General features: G+C 31.0%; 21 protein-coding genes, 1 tRNA gene and 1 riboswitch. Of the genes, 2 read left to right on the top strand and 20 right to left on the bottom strand.

Translation table 11 applies throughout. The features are described 5' to 3' along the window. Positions 1–106 precede the first annotated feature (106 nt). Entirely contained in the window at positions 107–1,171 is a 1,065-nt protein-coding gene (locus FYJ27_RS06290) for a uroporphyrinogen decarboxylase family protein (protein WP_326831049.1), read from the top strand. Between the two features lie 153 nt (positions 1,172–1,324). Here FYJ27_RS06290 and FYJ27_RS06285 read toward each other — a convergent pair whose 3' ends face one another. The 20 genes from FYJ27_RS06285 to FYJ27_RS06190 form a co-directional block, all read right to left on the bottom strand. Further along, positions 1,325–1,708 carry a DnaA N-terminal domain-containing protein gene (locus tag FYJ27_RS06285; RefSeq protein ID WP_154484007.1) on the bottom strand — a complete coding sequence of 128 codons (384 nt, stop codon included), beginning with the start codon at positions 1,706–1,708 and terminating at the stop codon, positions 1,325–1,327. A 107-nt stretch (positions 1,709–1,815) separates the two neighbouring features. Further along, positions 1,816–3,078 (bottom strand): flagellin N-terminal helical domain-containing protein, encoded by a 1,263-nt coding sequence (locus tag FYJ27_RS06280; RefSeq protein ID WP_154484006.1) that lies wholly within the window; start codon positions 3,076–3,078, stop codon positions 1,816–1,818. Positions 3,079–3,311: 233 nt separating this feature from the next. Then, positions 3,312–3,548 carry a carbon storage regulator CsrA gene (gene csrA, locus FYJ27_RS06275; RefSeq protein ID WP_154484005.1) on the bottom strand — a complete coding sequence of 79 codons (237 nt, stop codon included), beginning with the start codon at positions 3,546–3,548 and terminating at the stop codon, positions 3,312–3,314. Between the two features lie 2 nt (positions 3,549–3,550). Beyond that, on the bottom strand, positions 3,551–4,003 hold the full coding sequence (gene fliW, locus FYJ27_RS06270) for a flagellar assembly protein FliW (RefSeq protein WP_154484004.1): 453 nt from the start codon (positions 4,001–4,003) through the stop codon (positions 3,551–3,553). Between the two features lie 569 nt (positions 4,004–4,572). Continuing rightward, positions 4,573–5,007, bottom strand: coding sequence for a DUF6470 family protein (locus tag FYJ27_RS06265; protein WP_154484003.1), 435 nt, complete (start codon positions 5,005–5,007; stop codon positions 4,573–4,575). A gap of 131 nt (positions 5,008–5,138) precedes the next feature. Continuing rightward, positions 5,139–6,110 carry a flagellar hook-associated protein FlgL gene (gene flgL, locus FYJ27_RS06260; RefSeq protein ID WP_154484002.1) on the bottom strand — a complete coding sequence of 324 codons (972 nt, stop codon included), beginning with the start codon at positions 6,108–6,110 and terminating at the stop codon, positions 5,139–5,141. Between the two features lie 24 nt (positions 6,111–6,134). Continuing rightward, the gene (gene flgK / locus FYJ27_RS06255) at positions 6,135–7,559 is read right to left on the bottom strand and encodes a flagellar hook-associated protein FlgK (protein WP_154484001.1); all 1,425 of its coding nucleotides are present in this window, start codon (positions 7,557–7,559) and stop codon (positions 6,135–6,137) included. Positions 7,560–7,602: 43 nt separating this feature from the next. Beyond that, entirely contained in the window at positions 7,603–9,012 is a 1,410-nt protein-coding gene (gene flgK / locus FYJ27_RS06250) for a flagellar hook-associated protein FlgK (protein WP_154484000.1), read from the bottom strand. A gap of 3 nt (positions 9,013–9,015) precedes the next feature. Then, entirely contained in the window at positions 9,016–9,489 is a 474-nt protein-coding gene (locus tag FYJ27_RS06245; protein ID WP_154483999.1) for a flagellar protein FlgN, read from the bottom strand. Positions 9,490–9,505: 16 nt separating this feature from the next. Further along, positions 9,506–9,784 (bottom strand): flagellar biosynthesis anti-sigma factor FlgM, encoded by a 279-nt coding sequence (flgM, locus tag FYJ27_RS06240; protein ID WP_195839093.1) that lies wholly within the window; start codon positions 9,782–9,784, stop codon positions 9,506–9,508. Positions 9,785–9,856: 72 nt separating this feature from the next. Further along, complete coding sequence (locus tag FYJ27_RS06235; protein WP_154483997.1) at positions 9,857–10,276, bottom strand: TIGR03826 family flagellar region protein; 420 nt, start codon at positions 10,274–10,276, stop codon at positions 9,857–9,859. 11 nt (positions 10,277–10,287) lie between these two features. Then, the gene (locus FYJ27_RS06230) at positions 10,288–10,953 is read right to left on the bottom strand and encodes a ComF family protein (protein WP_154483996.1); all 666 of its coding nucleotides are present in this window, start codon (positions 10,951–10,953) and stop codon (positions 10,288–10,290) included. A gap of 9 nt (positions 10,954–10,962) precedes the next feature. Beyond that, positions 10,963–13,176, bottom strand: coding sequence for an SF1B family DNA helicase RecD2 (gene recD2 / locus FYJ27_RS06225; RefSeq protein ID WP_154483995.1), 2,214 nt, complete (start codon positions 13,174–13,176; stop codon positions 10,963–10,965). Positions 13,177–13,243: 67 nt separating this feature from the next. Next, positions 13,244–13,822 carry a hypothetical protein gene (locus FYJ27_RS06220; RefSeq protein WP_154483994.1) on the bottom strand — a complete coding sequence of 193 codons (579 nt, stop codon included), beginning with the start codon at positions 13,820–13,822 and terminating at the stop codon, positions 13,244–13,246. Between the two features lie 65 nt (positions 13,823–13,887). Continuing rightward, the gene (locus tag FYJ27_RS06215) at positions 13,888–14,031 is read right to left on the bottom strand and encodes a YvrJ family protein (RefSeq protein ID WP_154483993.1); all 144 of its coding nucleotides are present in this window, start codon (positions 14,029–14,031) and stop codon (positions 13,888–13,890) included. A 66-nt stretch (positions 14,032–14,097) separates the two neighbouring features. Further along, complete coding sequence (locus FYJ27_RS06210) at positions 14,098–14,316, bottom strand: DUF2922 domain-containing protein (RefSeq protein WP_326831047.1); 219 nt, start codon at positions 14,314–14,316, stop codon at positions 14,098–14,100. 31 nt (positions 14,317–14,347) lie between these two features. Continuing rightward, on the bottom strand, positions 14,348–14,572 hold the full coding sequence (locus FYJ27_RS06205; protein ID WP_154483992.1) for a DUF1659 domain-containing protein: 225 nt from the start codon (positions 14,570–14,572) through the stop codon (positions 14,348–14,350). Between the two features lie 133 nt (positions 14,573–14,705). After that, positions 14,706–15,188, bottom strand: coding sequence for a sigma-70 family RNA polymerase sigma factor (locus tag FYJ27_RS06200; protein WP_154483991.1), 483 nt, complete (start codon positions 15,186–15,188; stop codon positions 14,706–14,708). Positions 15,189–15,381: 193 nt separating this feature from the next. Further along, positions 15,382–16,569 carry a methionine adenosyltransferase gene (metK, locus tag FYJ27_RS06195; protein ID WP_154483990.1) on the bottom strand — a complete coding sequence of 396 codons (1,188 nt, stop codon included), beginning with the start codon at positions 16,567–16,569 and terminating at the stop codon, positions 15,382–15,384. An 89-nt stretch (positions 16,570–16,658) separates the two neighbouring features. Further along, positions 16,659–16,771, bottom strand: a riboswitch (SAM riboswitch). Positions 16,772–16,829: 58 nt separating this feature from the next. After that, positions 16,830–17,303: a COG2426 family protein gene (locus FYJ27_RS06190; RefSeq protein WP_154483989.1), complete on the bottom strand. Its 474-nt coding sequence runs from the start codon at positions 17,301–17,303 to the stop codon at positions 16,830–16,832. A 323-nt stretch (positions 17,304–17,626) separates the two neighbouring features. Here FYJ27_RS06190 and FYJ27_RS06185 point away from each other — a divergent pair. Beyond that, a tRNA-Pro gene (locus FYJ27_RS06185) sits at positions 17,627–17,703 on the top strand. The last annotated feature ends 201 nt before the right edge of the window (positions 17,704–17,904 follow it).

Here is a 17,904-nt window from a genome sequence, read left to right as displayed (position 1 = left end):
ATTATATTAATTTGAATATAATCCCTATAAGATAATTCTATTATATATATGCAAATGTATTATATATAATTAAATTATAGGTTCTTAGAAAGGAAGTGTTTATTTGGTGAAAATAGAAATGACTCCTAAAGAAAGAATGACAGCTTTTTCTAAAGGTGAAGAAATTGATAGAATAATTTGCATCCCTGATATGGGGGTTACTATGGCACCTTTTATTGGAGCAACTGCAAGAGATTATTATCATTCAGCAGAACTTATGGCAGAATTGGAAATAGCTTTATTTAAAAGGCTCCATCATGATAGTGTCGGAATATCCACTAGCTTAAGAGGTGTTGCTGAAGCTATGGGTTCTAAAGTTGCCTTTCCTAAATATGGCATTTCATATTTACTAGAACCAGCTGTAAAATCTGTAGATGGAATAGAATCCTTAAAAGTAGCCAATCCTCTAAAAGATGGTAAACTACCTATTCTACTTAAAGCTATAAAACTTACTAGAGACGCACTTATAGATAAAGTAGATGTCAGTGCTTCCATGTCTGGCCCTATTAGTGTAGCTGCCTCTGTAGTAGGAACGGAGAATTTAATGAAGTGGATGATAAAATATCCTGAAAAAGTTCATACTTTAATGGAAATAGTAGCAGAATCTAACAATAGATATATAGAAGAAGTAGCTAAATTAGGCGTATCCATTGGCTTTGCCGATCCAGTCTCTTCTACCAGCCTTATAAGCCCAAAACAATTTAGAGAATTTTCCTTACCTGCCCTTAAGAAGAATATAGATAAAATAAAAGAAACTACTGGCAGTTCTCCTAGTATACATATATGTGGAAAAAGCAGAGACATATGGGAAGATGTCGTAAACGCAGGTATTTCTAATTTCAGTATAGATAATGTGGAAGATTTAGAAGAAGCTAAAAAAGTAATGGGAGATAAAGTAATAATCACAGGTAATGTTCCACCTGTTGATGTAGTGTATAAAGGTACTAAAGAAGATATATTTAAATCGGTTAAAGAGTGTATTAGGAAAGGTCACGACTCTAAAAAAGGCTATATCTTAAGTACAGGCTGTCAGATTCCAATGCATACTCCAATGGAAAATATAGAAGCGTTTATGGAAGCCGGAAGAAAATATGGAAAATACCCAATAGATTTAAAGCTATTGGATGATTAATGTAAAAACTCAAAAGGATGGCCAGCTAGCCATCCTCTCTTCTTTTCTAACAGGATTACTCCATTTATCTAAATTAACCCTAATTCAAGTCACTTCTTTTTTAAAAATACATTAATCTTCTTATAGAAAGTATATACTCGTATATACATGTTGTCAGTTTATAGTATTGTTATCAATTCCTTCTACCAAAACTTCTATATTATAATCTTTATTAGTTATGATTTTAAGAGCGTTTTTAATTAATTTTCCATATCTCTCTTTAACTATACTTTGAGCAAAATCATTTTTAACTGAAATATAAAAAGAATTGTCATTAATTTCTATAGGATTTATATCTCTTATCCATGTATTAAAAGAAACTTCTGTCAATTCTTTTTTTATAATATCTATGGCTTTGTTCCAAATATCTAATAGTTCCATATCTATATCAGTAGATTGTTCTTCAGCTTTAATTGCTTTAAGTTCATTTTCTATTATACCAATACTTTCTTTAATCCTCTGTATTTCCATAAGTAACAAATCGATTCTTTCAGTCATATGAAAACCTCCTTGTTAAATTATAAAATAACTTCCATTTGATAAAACTTTCTCATTGAAAAAGTCAGAGGAGTGATTTCCTCTGACTTCCTTATTGTCATATTTAATTATCTTAATAATTGTAATACTGTTTGAGGTGCTTGGTTTGCTTGAGCCAACATAGCAGTTGAAGCTTGTTGTAAGATGTTTTGTTTTGTAAATTCCATCATTTCTTTTGCCATGTCTACGTCTCTAATTCTTGATTCTGCAGCTTGTAAGTTTTCAGCTGATGTATCTAGGTTCTTTATTGTATGTTCTAATCTATTTTGCATAGCACCTAATTTAGATCTTTCAGTTGATACTTTTTCAATTGCTTTATTAATAGTAGTAATACTTCCTTCTGCATTTGCCCTTGTAGATACATCTGAACCATTGATAGTAAATTTAAATCCATTAGTTAATTGAGCAGGTGTCAATCCTAGATCGGCTGCATTTATAACACTTCCACCTTCTGGTGTTACTGATACTCCAGTTTCTACTGTTCCAACTAACTTTCCATCTTTAACAAGATTTGTTCCTTTAACTTCATAGTTTCCTGGTGCTAAAGCTTTAGCAGCTGTTGCATCAATCTTATTTTTAATATCATATTTAGCACCATTACCACTGATAGTAATTTGTGCTCCTGCAGCTAAAACTTCTTTATCTGTTAAATCAATTAGATCAGTATCACCAACTGATACTTTATTAGAATCTATTGTAGCAACAGTATTGCCATCAGCGTCAAGTAATGCGTCTTTATCTTCACTAACTGTATAAACTCCATCTGCTAATACTGAATTATCAGCGTTATTTTCTACAGATCCCTGTTCAGTAGAAATTGTGCTAACTAATCCTAAACTTGTAGAATCCATTTTCCCTATTTGTAATTCTATATTTTGTCCTTCATTAGCTCCTATTTGAAATTTACCTTTGAATCCACCATCTAATAGACCTTGAGTGTTGAATTCAGTTGTATCAGAAATTCTATCAAGCTCAGCTACTAATTGATTCATCTCATCTTGAATAGCTCCCCTATCAATTTCAACATTTGTATCATTAGCTGATTGTACTGCTAGTTCTCTCATTCTTTGAAGGATTGCATGTGTTTCATTTAATCCACCTTCTGCTGTTTGAATAAGTGAGATACCGTCTTGAGCGTTCTTTGAAGCCATGTTTAATCCTCTGATTTGGCCTCTCATTTTTTCTGATATTGCTAGTCCTGCTGCGTCGTCTCCTGCTCTGTTGATTTTAAATCCTGATGAAAGTTTTTCTAAGGATTTAGCTGTTCCATTGTTGTTAATACCTAATTGTCTGTTGGCATTCATTGCCATCATGTTGTTATTAATTCTCATTATATATTCCTCCTTGAAATTTTATTATTCGGCATCCGTGCCTGGCCGCCCTTTGGGCGGAATTATAAATTTAAAATTATAAATTACAAATTGTGGTGCAAATATAAATTAATCTTTGATTAATTTATATTTGATCTTTTAATTTGAAATTTGTAATTCATAATTTGTAATTAGAAAATAAAATGTCTTTTATTTTATTTTCATTATATATATCGAAAACAAAATATAAAACTTTAGTCTTTTTTGTCTTTTTTTATTATTTCTTTTAACATATCTAAGTTTATATTTATTTCTGAGGCTTTTTTGTTTTCTTCTTGTATGTTTTCGTATAGTTCTTTTCTTATAATATCTATATTTTTTGGAGCTTCTATACCTAGTTTTACTTTACCATCGTTTATTTCCAATACTTTTATTTCTATATTATCTCCTATGACTATGCTTTCGTCTTTTTTTCTAGTAAGGATTAGCATATTTAAGCCCCCTCACTATTTAATTCTTTTTTAAATATATAGTGTTTAGTTGAATATCTACTATCATCCAATACTATTTGTTTTCCTAGTTTTTCTTTTACATTTACTACTATTGGTCCTGAAAGGTTTGTTGTCATTTCTTCTATGTTTTCTGGTATTACTACTATGGTATATAGTGCTACATCTTCTTCATCTTTTATTTTCAATGTTTCTATAGCTGATTCTGGCAGTACTATGTCATAGTCAACTTTTACAAAGAAAGGGTTTATAACTACAAAGGCTAAATCTTGATTGTCTACTGACTGAAGCCATTGGAATGGGTTTTCTTTGTCTGGATTGTTTATTATTATGTATCTTTTTTCTTTTTCGAATCCTGGAATTCCGTTAGGAAAGTTAATTATGCTACTCTCATCTATTTCAATTTCCCCAAAATTTCTAGTATTTAACTTCACCATTTCTCCTCCTCAAAGGTAATTTAGTTTAGTACTTTCTTTTAGCATAGTGCTGGCTCCCGCAAATAGAAATAAAAATTCGCTCCGAAAAGGGTTTTGATGAAATATTATCCTCCCTAAAAATAAAATGCTAAATGTTTTCAAACTCGCTTCGCTCAAACAGTGAAAAATTTTTAACGCATTTTATTTTTAGGTCGGATTATTTCATGGCAAAACCCTTTTAAGTCCCTCATTTTTTATTTCTATTTGCTTAGACATTGTACTATTTGAATAAATATAGCTAAAAGTTTAAAGAATTAACATAGTTAAGGATTTTGGGTTATTGAGTTTGACTGACTAAAAAAGCCTTTGACTAGAAAATAGAGACGAATTTTTTTCATGAAACCTGTGAAATTGATTGAAAATCAATTTAGCAAATAACCATTATTTGCGGTAGGGTTTTGTGAAAATCAAGTCCTATTTTCTTCAAAGCTTTTTCGGAAGGAAAACCAATAATCCAAAATCCGTGGACTAGCACTATTTTGGACATAATTAAATTTCGCGTGGAACTGGCACTAAATTAAAAGAAAGCCTTAAAGTCCCATATTTATACTATTTCCAACCTCATTTCCCTTTTTATAATTCAATACCGACTCTTTATAAAAATTTAATTTCCCCATTTCCCATTCTAAGTTTAAATACCCTTCTACATCTATCTTAGGCATACTTTTAGGCATTATATCTATGTTCCAGTCTTTATTATCAAAGGTATTGTCAAAGGCTATTTCTGGTATGGCATCTGGCATTCTCTTTTCTATGCTTGCCATTCTATTGCCTTCGGACACTATTCTATCTATTCCTTCTGATAGCTGTGAATTTGTATATTCAACACATTCTTTGGCAAAATCAGTATTATTTTTAAGCCCTGCTTCAGCAAAACATTCATACTGGTCTATAGTTACTTTTGGAAGCTGTCTATCTATATAGACCTTTGGATAAGTAGTCTGGATATTCAAAGGAGTTATCAATTTTACCACCCCTATATTTTTCTCACTTTATTCAAAAAAATATAAATTTTAAATTAGCTAAAAACTAATTTATATTTGGCCCTTTAATTTATAATTTTAAATTTGTAATTTATAATTGATTTCTTAAGATCTTACCTTAAGAAATCTACCAGGCTTGGTTGAATTATATTCATTCCTACTGCTAAACTTGCTCTATATACATTTTCTTCTGCTTTTAAATCTATAGAAGCTTTAGCTAAATCTGTATCTTCATTTTTTGATAGAAGTTCTGTAGTACTTAGTACTTGAGAGTCTAATTTATCCTTAGTTAATTCCAATCTTCTCATCTTAGCCCCTATTTCTGCCCTTACTGATAGGGTTTGATCCATACAGGTTTGAAGTCTTCCTATGGTTTTATCTATTTCACCTTTATTAGCTTCTGGATCTTCTAGTGCAGCTTCAAATTGTTCAAAAACAGAGATTAGATAACTTGTATCATTTGTATCTACTTCCGTTTTTTCAAAAGGATTACTTTCATCAACTGTTCCCACTCCAAAAACTTTTATTCCTACAGTATTTACCTTTACAGTTTCAGAAACCCCTATATTATATTCTACTATCTCATTTACAGCTAATTTAGATGTTTCATTAGAATTTTCATCTACTAATTTATATTTCCCCTTTTCATCAAACAACTTCTTATCTGTCTTATATCCTGTAAATATATGTCTACCTGCGTAGGTGGTATTTCCAATTTCTATTAAATGTTTTTTTAGTTGCTCTACTTCTGCTTTTACTTTTTTCAAATCTTCATCTGAATAGGTTTCATTGGCCATTTGTACAGCCAACTCATTTGCTCTATGTAATACGCTTCCTATTTCTATAAGGGCTGACTCTGTTTCTCTCATCCAAGATTCTGCATCTTCTGCATTTCTTTTATATTGTTGGATTTTTGAAATATCTGTACGCAATTTAAGACTTTTACTAGCCCCTATTGGATCATCTGAGGGGACTGAAAATTTCTTTTTACTAGATATTTGTTCATTTATCTTGTCCAATCTACCTAGATTTTGATTTAAATTATATAATAAATTGCCAACGAGCATATTGTTAGTAACACGCATAGGTTTTCTCCTTTCAATTAAAAATTACCTACCTACCAGTCCTAGTCTATTTATAGTTACATCTAATATAGCATCAAATGTAGTTATCATCTTAGCTGCCGATACATAGGCATGTTGAAATTTAACTAAATTTCCTATTTCCTCATCTATAGACACACCTGATTCTGATTGTCTTCTTCTTAGAATATTTTTCATAACTATCTCTTGGGTACCTTTCATTCTCTTGGCCTGCATACTATCTACTGCCATATTAGATAATATAGATTTAATAAAATCATCAGGATTACCTTTTGACATACCATCTGGAAAAAATTCATTGTTTTCCCTTAATGCTATTATTTCAAGTAAATTTTTATTATCTTCAACTCCACCAGGCTCACCTGCAACAGCTATTTTCCTTAAGTCTTCTATAATTTCATTTGACACAGCTATAGTTGCAGCTGGATTTTTTTCATCCATTGTAAAGAAATCAATGCCAGTACTTCCATCTAACCCATAACCTTCTTTATGCTGATTATTTATTCCTTCAGCAAACCCTTTAGCAAATTCATCTAATTTATTCTGATAGTAAGGTATGCCTCTATAACTACCATTTTCTCCATCACCATCTACTAAATCTAAAAGTCCTTTTAATTCTCCTGATCTTAGATTTATATGATTTCCATTGGACCATTTTAATTCTTTAGGCCCATTTATATCTTTCTTATCCTTAGGTCCATATTCCATCTTTGTTACATAATCATGGTCTACTAAGGTAATGCCACTTACTGATACTTTGTATTTTCCATCTGTAGATTCATCTACCCTTACATTTACAATCTTTGATAGCTCATCTACTAATAAATCTCTTTGGTCTCTTAAATCATTGGCTGAATTTCCATCAATTTCTAGTGCATATATCTGTTTATTTAATGCAGCTATTTGATCCCCTATATCATTTACCTGTTTTACCTTTGTCTCTATTATAAATTCAGTTTCATTTTTAAGATTTTCAAGCCTTTTTGCCGTTTCATTTATATGTTTAGTCAGTGCTATGGCAGTTTCTTTTACTGGTTCCCTATAGGAAAAATCTGAAGGATTAGTAGAAAGATTTATTAGTGCTTCAAAAAAGTCATCCATATATTGTCTAAAACTGCTATCTGAAACTTCACCAAAAAGCTTTTCTATTTCCATAAGTGTATTTTCTTTTACTTCCCATTCTCCCATAGGTGCAGATTCATTCCAATATTTAAGATCTATATAAGAGTCCCTCATTCTTTCTATATCATGTATTTCTGTACCAGTACCTAAAAATCCTACTCCTGGCATATGGAATGGATCTGTCGCCCTTTGATTGGCAACTTGTCTTGAATAACCATCTGTATTCATATTGTTTAAATTATGATTTGTTACGTATAAGGACCTTTGACTAGCTATAAGTCCTGATACAGCTGAGTTAAAACCATACATATTTTCTCCCTCCGGTCGAAAAAATTTATAATTGGCGAAGCCTCTATCTTGCCATTCTATTTACAATAGTATCTATCATTTCGTCTATAGCATTTACTACTCTTGAGTTGGCTACATAGGAGTGTTGGTATCTTAGCATATTTGTCATTTCTTCATCTAGAGATACACCAGAAATAGTTTGTCGTCTTTCATCTATTTGCTTTAAAAGTTTCCCTTGATTGTCTGCAATATTTCTAGCTGTCTTCCTTTCCACAGCAATATTAGCAACCAAATCCCTATAATATTCTTCAAAAGTCATATCGTCTAAAAGTTTTTCTTCTCTCAATTTTAATATTTCCTTTGCAATCTCCCCATCTCCCTTATCACCAGATTTAGAAATTGCTATTTTATTAAAGTTTGCAAGGTCTGGATTAACTTTAATATTTGAAGCTTTTATTGTTCCATTATCACCTACAAAAAAGTCTTTACCACTATTTCCTTCTAAATCTTTACCACCCATATGCAATTCATTTATTTCATTAGCTATATTCTCAACCAATGTATCCAAATCATCCCTATACTTTTCTACAATCTCATCCCTTGCATGGATATACCCAAATAGGCTTCCCTTTTCTCCTAATTCTATATGTTCTCCTGTATCTGACCAGCATATATAGGCATAGCCTTTATTTGGTTTATCTTCCATAACTCCATCTGGTCTATCAGTTGTCATGCCTATATGGTTGATATAGCCTCCATTGACTAAATCCCTGCCTTGTAGTGAAACTACTATTTCATTTGTTGGCTTTTCATAACATTCTATAGGTATCATTCCTGACAATCTATCTAAAAGCTCATTTCTCCTATCCCTATAGTCATTGGCTTTAACCTTTGAAGTTTCTCCTTCTACAAGCTTTATTTTATCGTTTAAACTGGCTATTTCATCTAATATATTATTTATTTCTTCTATTTCATTTTTTATTTCCTTATTTAAATTTAATTGAAGATTATCAAGTTGAGTATCTATATGATTGACCGTTTCAGTAAAGGCTACTCCACTTTCATGGAGTAGTCCTCTCATTGTAAGACTATCTGGAGTCTTATATACTTCTTCCCAACTATTCCAAAAACCTTCCATGACCTTTTGAAGTCCACTGTTAGTCACTTCATTAAATATTATCTCTACTTCTCCTAAAATATCACTAGTAGCATTCCAATAGCCATATTTCTCTAATTCATATCTATATCTAAAATCTAAAAATTTATCCCTAGTCTGTCTTATTTCTTCTACATGTACCCCTGTACCTTTTTCTAGGCCCTCACCTATTTTTACATATCTATTAGTAGCATGAACTGCACTTTGTCTTGTATAATAAGGGTTATTTACATTTGATATATTATGGGATACTGTGTCTAAAGCTTTTTTGTTTGCATCTATTCCTGATATGGATATATATAATCCTCCAAAAGACATTTTTTACACCTTCCTATCGAATAAACTATTCTTTGAACTTGATTTTTTATTTTCATTCCCATAAGTAGGAGGGGTTGTAGCATTGGTCATTAAATTTAGATTGAACTCTATCCATTCTAATGAATCTTTAATAAGAGCATTATTTGTCTTGTTATTTTCCTCAATAGTCTTCAGTACATTAAAAAGTTCTTCCCCCAATTTTTCTAAATCCTCTTTTTCCTCTGGTATATTGGATATTATAGTGGCAAGAGAAGTTTCTTTTCCTATTCCCCAACTATCTAAAAGATGTTCTCTTTCTAATTCCAAATTAGCTACTTCATTTATCAATCTTTCTTCTTTAACAGTTAAACTCTTTAACTCCTCTATTTCGTCATTCATAATTATGTCTGTCTTCTCCATTTCAATACTATCTAACTCTTTCAAAGCTTCTAACTGTTTTTTTAAAATCTCCATAAGTTCTTCTTTAAAAGTGGCCATGGAATCCCCTCCAATCTTATACTTTCGTATCAAAATTTGCTCTTTCAAACATCTTATCTACAATTTTCCTTCCATCTATTTTATAGGTTCCAGTTCTAATGCTATCTTTTATTTCTTTCACTTTATTTTCTCTAATATCTGGTAACTCTTTGATTTTATTAAATGTATTTTGATATTCTACCGCTTTATCAGATAGGTTTAATTCATCCCTTTTATATTTATTCTTTAATCCAACTTTTTTAACCTGTTGATTTTCATATACTTGAAAAATTTTATCTACTCTATTGATTTTCATAAGAAAACACCCCATTTCTCTCTACTCTCAACTATATTATCGGAAATAATGGAGTGTTTCTTTAGACTTTTATTAACTTTTACCATTTCTATATCTTTCCTTAATCCTCATCTTTTCCCTAGCATCACTATTTTGTAATTCAGATGGATCTTTTCCTCCACCTATAGCTTGTTTAAATTCCCTATCCATATCTACAATACATTTTTCACAAAATCTACCTGTTCTTATGGATTTGCCACATCTTTCACAGGTAAGTATAGCATTATCTTCATCTTTTATTTCCAGTCTTCCTTGTTTTAAAAAGCTTATTATCTTCTTTGTCTCTACTCCTGTTTCATCAGCGACTTCAGATATATTGGCACCTGGATTTTCATCTAAATATTTTTTTACCTTTTGAAAATCTTCTTCTTCCTGTTTCCTACATTTAGGACATATATTAAAATTGTCATATACATATATTCCACCACATTGTCTACAATTTCTTATATCCATAAAAATCCCCCTTATAATTTCATTCCAGAGGTTACAGCTAAAGCATGTACATTCTTTGCCTGTCCCTCTTCTAAAAGAACTTTAGCACATTCCTTTATAGTTGATCCTGTAGTTATAATATCGTCTATAATTAATATTTCTTTATTTTCAAATTCAGTGCTATCTACAATTTTAAATACCCCTTCTATATTCTTCATTCTGTCATATCTATTTAATTTATTCTGAGGTTTTGTATGTTTAATCCTTATTAGCTTTTCCCTTGATAGAGGAATATCCAAGATTTTAGATAGATATTTAGCTATAAGTTCTGATTGATTATAACCTCTTATGGCTTTCCTTCTCCTATGAATAGGTACATAGGTTATTATATCTATGTTTTCTATAAGATTTTTTTCATATATAGTTTTAAGAAGTATTTCTCCTAGTGGTTTATAGAGATATCCATAGTTTTCATATTTATAAAGGTAGATTTTTTCTTTTATAAACTCATTGTAAAAAAGTGAATATACTACTTTTCCTAAATATGGGGAGTCCAGATCTACTTCCCTATTTAAATACTCCATATTATCTTTACAATAGTTACATATATAGTTTTTTATATCTTCTTCATTACCACAAAATAGGCAAATCCCTTTTTCAGGAAAAAGTAACTCATTGAATCCATCAAAAATTCTCATAAGCTCCTCCTAAAAAAATGTAAGCATGGTTTTCATCCTATAGTCCAATCCAGAATATCTCTTTGTAATCCTATTGTTCTGGATCATCTTAAGAAGAAACCTTTCCTCACCTACAAGGACTACTAACTCTTTTGCCCTAGTAATAGCTGTATATAATAAGTTTCTAGTAAGTAACATTGGAGGTCCCCAACATATTGGCATAATAACTACTGGAAACTCACTACCTTGGCTTTTGTGAACAGTTGTTGCATAGGCTAGCTTTAGCTCATCTAATTGACTAAAATCATATTCTACTTCCTTTTCATCATCAAAAAGTACTTTAAGTATTTCATCTTCTTCATCTATATCTATTATAAATCCAAAGTCTCCATTATAGACCCCTTCCCCTTTTTCTTTAACTACTCCATTTTCTATGATCTCCCATTCAGTAGTATAGTTATTCTTTATCTGCATCACCTTATCCCCTACCCTAAATATTTCATTCCCTATTTTCTTTTCCCTTTTTCCATAGCCTTTAGGGTTCAACACTTCTTGGAGATATTTATTTAGTGAGTTTGTGCCTACATCCCCTTTTTTCATTGGGGTTAATACTTGAATATCTTTTAGTGAATCATATCCATTAAATTTTGGTAACCTCCTATTACATAATCCTAGTATAGTATCTACTATTTCTTTTGAATTATATTTAGGTATGAAATAAAAGTCTTTTCCCTTTGCATTTAAACAAGGATATTCCCCTTTATTTATCTTATGGGCATTGACTATTATCATACTTTCTTCTGCCTGTCTAAATATCTCATCTAATTTAACTACTTTTACTACACCACTATTTATAATGTCTTTTAATACATTTCCTGGTCCTACTGAAGGAAGTTGATCTGTATCTCCTACAAATATTACCCTAGTTCCTGCCATTATGGCTTTCAATAGATTGTTCATAAGGATAATATCTACCATAGAAGTTTCATCTATAATGACTACATCTGCTTCTAGGGGACTAGCTTCATCCCTTCCAAATCCCATTTCATCTTCCATAAATGAATATTCCAATAGTCTATGAATAGTCTTTGCTTCTCTATCTGTAGCTTGGCTCATCCTTTTAGCTGCTCTTCCTGTAGGTGCTGCCAAAACTACTTTCAGTTCTTTCTCTTCAAATAATTTTATAATTGCATTTATTGTAGTAGTTTTTCCTGTTCCTGGTCCTCCAGTGATGATAAGCATCCCATTTTCTACAGACTCTTTTATAGCTTCTCTTTGTCTTTTAGCAAACTTTATTCCTTCCTTATCCTCTATATTGTTGATTTCTTCTTCCACATCTATATTTAACTTTTCTAACTCTACCCTGGAAAGTTCTACTATCTTCTTACTTACATTGGTTTCTGCCATATAGAAAGGCATATAATATATCCATATCTCTCCATCTACATTCTCCAATTGAATATCTTTTCTTATGGCCAAATCCCTTATAGATTGTTCTATTAGTTCTTCTTCTACTTCAAGTATTTTCCTAGACTCTTCTATAAGTATTCCTTGTGGAACATAGGTATGGCCATTTCCTGAGGATTTCATAAGTTGAAACTTTATACCTGCTTCAATCCTATAAGGTGAATTGGTGGCTATTCCCATATTTTTAGCTATTTCATCCGCTTTTTTAAAACCTATTCCAAAGATATCTTCTGACAATCTATAGGGATTTTCTGAGATTATATTTATAGTATCTTTTCCATATTTTTTATATATTTTAACACCATAGTTAACAGTTATTCCATACTGTTGTAAAAAGACCATTATATCCCTTAATTCTCTTTGTTCTTCAAAGGCTTCAGATATTTTCTTTACTTTCTTATCCCCTATACCTTCTATTTCTTTAAGCCGTTCAGGATTATATTCTATTATTTCTAAAGAATCTTTCCCAAATCGTTCTACTATCTTTTTTGCCGTCTTTTTCCCTACATGAGGAATGAGACCAGATGAAAGATATTTTTCTATTCCATCTAATGTTTTTGGAGTTATTGTAGACACATTTTCTATTTTTATCTGTTCTCCATAGTTTGGATGATAGATCATCTCTCCAGCAACTTCTACAGATTGACCTATATTCAAAAATGGAACATTGCCTACAATTGTTATGGAATCTTCTTCTGCATGTAGTTTGGCAACGGTAAATCCATTAGATTCATTTCTAAATATTATATCTTCTACAATTCCCTCTACAGTAATCAATCTCCATTCCTCCAATTATCTTTATTAGATAATATTATACCATAAAATATTATCTATACTTTACAGCTTATTCTAAAGTCTCCTTAATCTTAAGTAACTCCTGCCGTAAAAGGGCTATATCACCTTTAGTAGCAGGTTTGTTGTACTCATCATAAAAAACTATATCTTCATATATTCCCTTCTCTTTTTTATTGTAGAATTTTTTTATTATTTCACCATTGTTTATATGCTTTTCGACAGTTTTCAAAGAATTCAGACTTCTAATCTTATAATTAGAGCTTAAAAATATATCTACACCATTTACTCTTTCTTCTATTTTCTCTATATACTTTATATTTACATAACCTAAAGCTCCATCATTTCTAGATATAGGTTTTCTTGTCTTAATTGGTATAAATATATTTTCTTCATTAAAGGGAATAGGAACCAATTTATTTATATTTAGTAAATCACCATAGTATTTTCTAGACTCTTTTAAGTCCATTAGAAAGTACCTACCTAAACAATTTAAAAAACTTCTTAAACTCTGTTCTAAATATTTTTCTCCACCTTTATAAGTATAGATAGCTGTACAATTTCCTTTCATATTTAAATAAACAGGTATAAAAGCCATTAACTCTTCTTCTAAATATTCCCCTATATCCATAAAAAACCCCTCCCTTGACTATTTATTATAATAGAACATACGTTCTAAGTCAAGAGAAGGATTTTTTATTTCATACTAGTTATAACTTTAGATAGTTCATTTATACTTTTTGTTAAATCATCTAATTTACCTTCTATTCTAACCAAAAGGTAAATAGATATAACTATGGGAAAGCCTAAATTGGCTATCTGAGTATAAACTTCTTCCATTATATTCTCCTTTCTTCAATTTTAAACAGTAAGTGGTGAAGACAGCAGGTCTTCACCACTTATAGATTAAATTTCTATTTCTTCAATAGTAGTTCTTATAACTCTTGCTCCTACTGGTGTTGTTAGATCTCCACCGTTGGAGTCGAATACATTTGTCTCTATGATATTGTCCATTGTGCTCCTTACTTCTTCCCCTGTTAAATCATTTCTTGGATTGTCAACGGATAAAGTCACCCTTCTATCTTCTAGGTTTTTAAATACCATTTGCAATTTAGCATTTTCCACTAAATCACCTCCCTTACATTATTTTTTTAAACTAAATTTCTTCTAACAATTCTACTTCTTCTACTTTTTTAACCTTTAATAGTGGTAGTTCTTGAAGACCTGATAGTGATTTTGCTACTCCGTAAACATTTTCATTAGCTGCATCCACTTTTAGTTTGGAATAGGTTTTAGATTTAACTATTTGCTTATCTCCATCCATTCCTCCGTCTAATTCTAATTTAAGTTTTGCAGAGTCCTTTATTTCTGTAACTGCCATATTATCACCTCCTCTACTTCTTATATAGAGAAAGCAAGGAAATCTTACTATTGTTAAATATTTTTATTTATAGTATTTTTTAGTTTATCTACTGCTTTTGTCTTTGTATTCACTACTGTCCTATAGGATAAGCCTAGTTTTCACTAATCTCTACCATAGTCATTTTTTGAATATAGTAGTATATTAAAACCTCTACTTGCCTATTAGAAAGGTAGGATAGTCCTTTAAATAATGTTTCTTTTTCTTCTTTGTTTATAATAGTATCTAAAGGTCCAAATCCTTTATCTTCTAAAAGGTCTATAAACTCTTCTTCATCATCTAAAGTCTCATTTAAAGATAATGTTATTTTTTCCTTATGTTTATTTAGATAATGGTATTTAAGTTGTAGTTTTAAATATCCTAAAAATCTACTTCCCTTTGAATCATCATAGTCTTCTACAGTTCTAAGGATTATCTCATATCCCTCCTGGATTAAATCATCATATTGAGAATAGCAATTGTAGTATCTTCTTATAGAGTTTAAAACTAAAGGTTTAAGACTAATAATTAACCTTTCCTTTGCGTTTCTATCCCCTTTTTTACTTAAAGTAACAAGCTTATCTATTTCACTATACAAGTAGATCCTCCTATTGAAGGCCGGCCATCTTGTATTGCTAGCAACTTTATATTACTGTGAAAAAAGGAAATAAAAAAAAGTAGAATGAAGTATTATCTTCACCCTACTTTTAAAATATCTATATTATTTTGTACCGAAAATAAACTGATCTAAATACTTATTAATAAAAATCTTCTAGACCCTTAAATAATACTTATTTTCCAAGTCCTTCACTTCTAAGTACTTCTGCCTTGTCAGTTCTTTCCCATGTAAGATCTAAATCTGTTCTTCCAAAATGACCATAGCTTGCTAATTGTTTATATATAGGTCTTCTTAAGTCTAATTTGTCAATAATAGCTGCAGGTCTTAAGTCGAAATGTTTCCTTACTAATTCTTCAATCTTTTCATCTTCAATTTTTCCAGTTTCAAATGTATTAACATATATAGAAAGTGGTCTAGCTACCCCTATAGCATAAGCAAGTCCTACTTCACATTTGTCAGCAAGTCCAGCTGCTACTATATTCTTTGCTACATATCTAGCTGCATAAGCTGCAGACCTATCTACTTTTGTTGGATCTTTTCCTGAGAAAGCTCCTCCTCCATGTCTTCCATATCCACCATAAGTATCTACAATTATCTTCCTACCAGTAAGTCCTGCATCTCCCATAGGTCCACCTATTACAAATCTTCCAGTTGGATTTACATAGTATTTAGTGTTGTCATCTATCATATCTTCTGGAACTATTTTTGTTATTACTTCTTTAATAATATCTTCTCTTATAGTTTCTAAATCTACTTTAGCACTATGTTGAGTAGAAACTACTATATTTTCAATCCTTACAGGCTTATTGTCTACATACTCAACAGTTACTTGGGTCTTTCCATCTGGTCTTAAATAAGGAAGTGTACCGTCTTTTCTAACTTCTGCAAGTCTTCTAGCCAATTTATGAGATAGTGCTATAGACATAGGCATGAACTCTTCAGTTTCATTACAAGCAAAGCCAAACATCATTCCTTGATCTCCAGCACCTATCTTATCGTATTCATCTTCTCCATTTTCCTTGTGCTCTAATGCTGCATCTACTCCCATTGCTATATCTGCAGATTGCTCATTTATGGAAGTTAGTACTGCACAAGTTTCAGCATCAAAACCAAATTTTGCCCTTGTATATCCTATTTCTTTTATAGTATTTCTAACTACCTTTGGTATATCTACATAACAATTTGTAGTGATTTCTCCTGAAACTAATACTAATCCTGTAGTCACGGAAGTTTCACAAGCAACCCTAGCATAAGGATCTTGTGCTAAAATAGCATCTAATATTGCATCAGAGATTTGGTCACAAACTTTATCTGGATGGCCTTCAGTAACTGACTCTGATGTAAACAACCAATTCTTCATAATAGAACCTCCTTAGATTTATATTAATAGATTGATTTATTCTGAAAAATAAATAAGCCCCTTCCAAAGGAAAAGGCTGACAAAATGTCACCTCATCTTTCAGAATTTGATTCTGTGGGATTTAGCACCGTCGTAGACTAATAACTAGTTACGGGTTGCCGGGTTTCAAAGGGCCCATTCCCTCCACCACTCTTGATAAGGTATCAAGATTTTATTCATTTAGTTCATTGTACCATATTAGAAAAAGCACGTCAATTAAGTTAAAAAACTGAAATAACTTTATAACTTAAACTAAATACTATAATTCCTGCAGCTATTATTCCAGATACAATACTAACTAAAGCTTTTCTAGGGTCTAATTTAAGTAATGTAGCAGCTATACATCCAGTCCAGGCTCCTGTAGTTGGAATTGGCACTGCTACTAGTATGAAAAGTCCTAATAGACTATACTTCTTTATTTTATCCCTACTTTTTTTAAGAGTTCTTTTCTTCACTTTTTTTACTAATTTAGAAAACAAAGTAGTTTTTTCTAAATAGTCCATTATAGGTTCTAAAAGCCTTAATAAGAAAGGCACTGGTATTATATTTCCTATAATGCTCAGTGCTGTGCTCTCTAGTGGTGTGAAACCCATAGATATTCCTAGAGGAATGGCACCTCTAAGTTCTACAAGAGGCATAGCAGCAACAAACATAACAGCTATTTCATCTTTTATTGTTTCTAATATATCAAGCATAAAATCCTCCTATATATCAACTTAAACTTTTATAGTTATTTAATTGTATTATAAAAAAATAATTTAAGTCTTTCCATTGGTTCATCTTTCAAAACTCATAGTATGTCTAACAATATTGTTAGGTTATAAAACTTATGTCTTTTTAATATATTCTAGTCCATGTAAAAGATTCCTTTAAAATAAATAAATTAGTTTGAAATAATGCGAACAAGTTGGATTTAAAGAGATATATGGAGAAAAAAGAAGAATATTTTGTTTAATAGTCTATTTTGGCATGTGCATTATAGTCAAAAACCCCCTATAATAAAAGAGTCGGCGGGCAACGGGGTGTAGCGCAGTTTGGTAGCGCACGTGGTTTGGGACCATGGGGCCGGGGGTTCGAATCCCTCCACCCCGACCATTGATGAAAGAAGGATTGAAATTTCAATCCTTCTTTTTTTATACTCTTTTTTCTAATCAAAGACTTTTTTAGTTAGTCAAACTCAATAACCCAAAATCCTTAACTATATTAATTCTTTAAATTTTTAGCTATATTTATTCAAATAGTACAATGTCTAAACAAATAGAAATAAAAAATGAGGGACTTAAAAGGGTTTTGCTA

The organism is Anaerosalibacter bizertensis (genome assembly GCF_009696605.1).
Classification (GTDB): domain Bacteria; phylum Bacillota; class Clostridia; order Tissierellales; family Sporanaerobacteraceae; genus Anaerosalibacter; species Anaerosalibacter bizertensis.
This window is presented reverse-complemented; position numbering and strand designations above follow the sequence as displayed.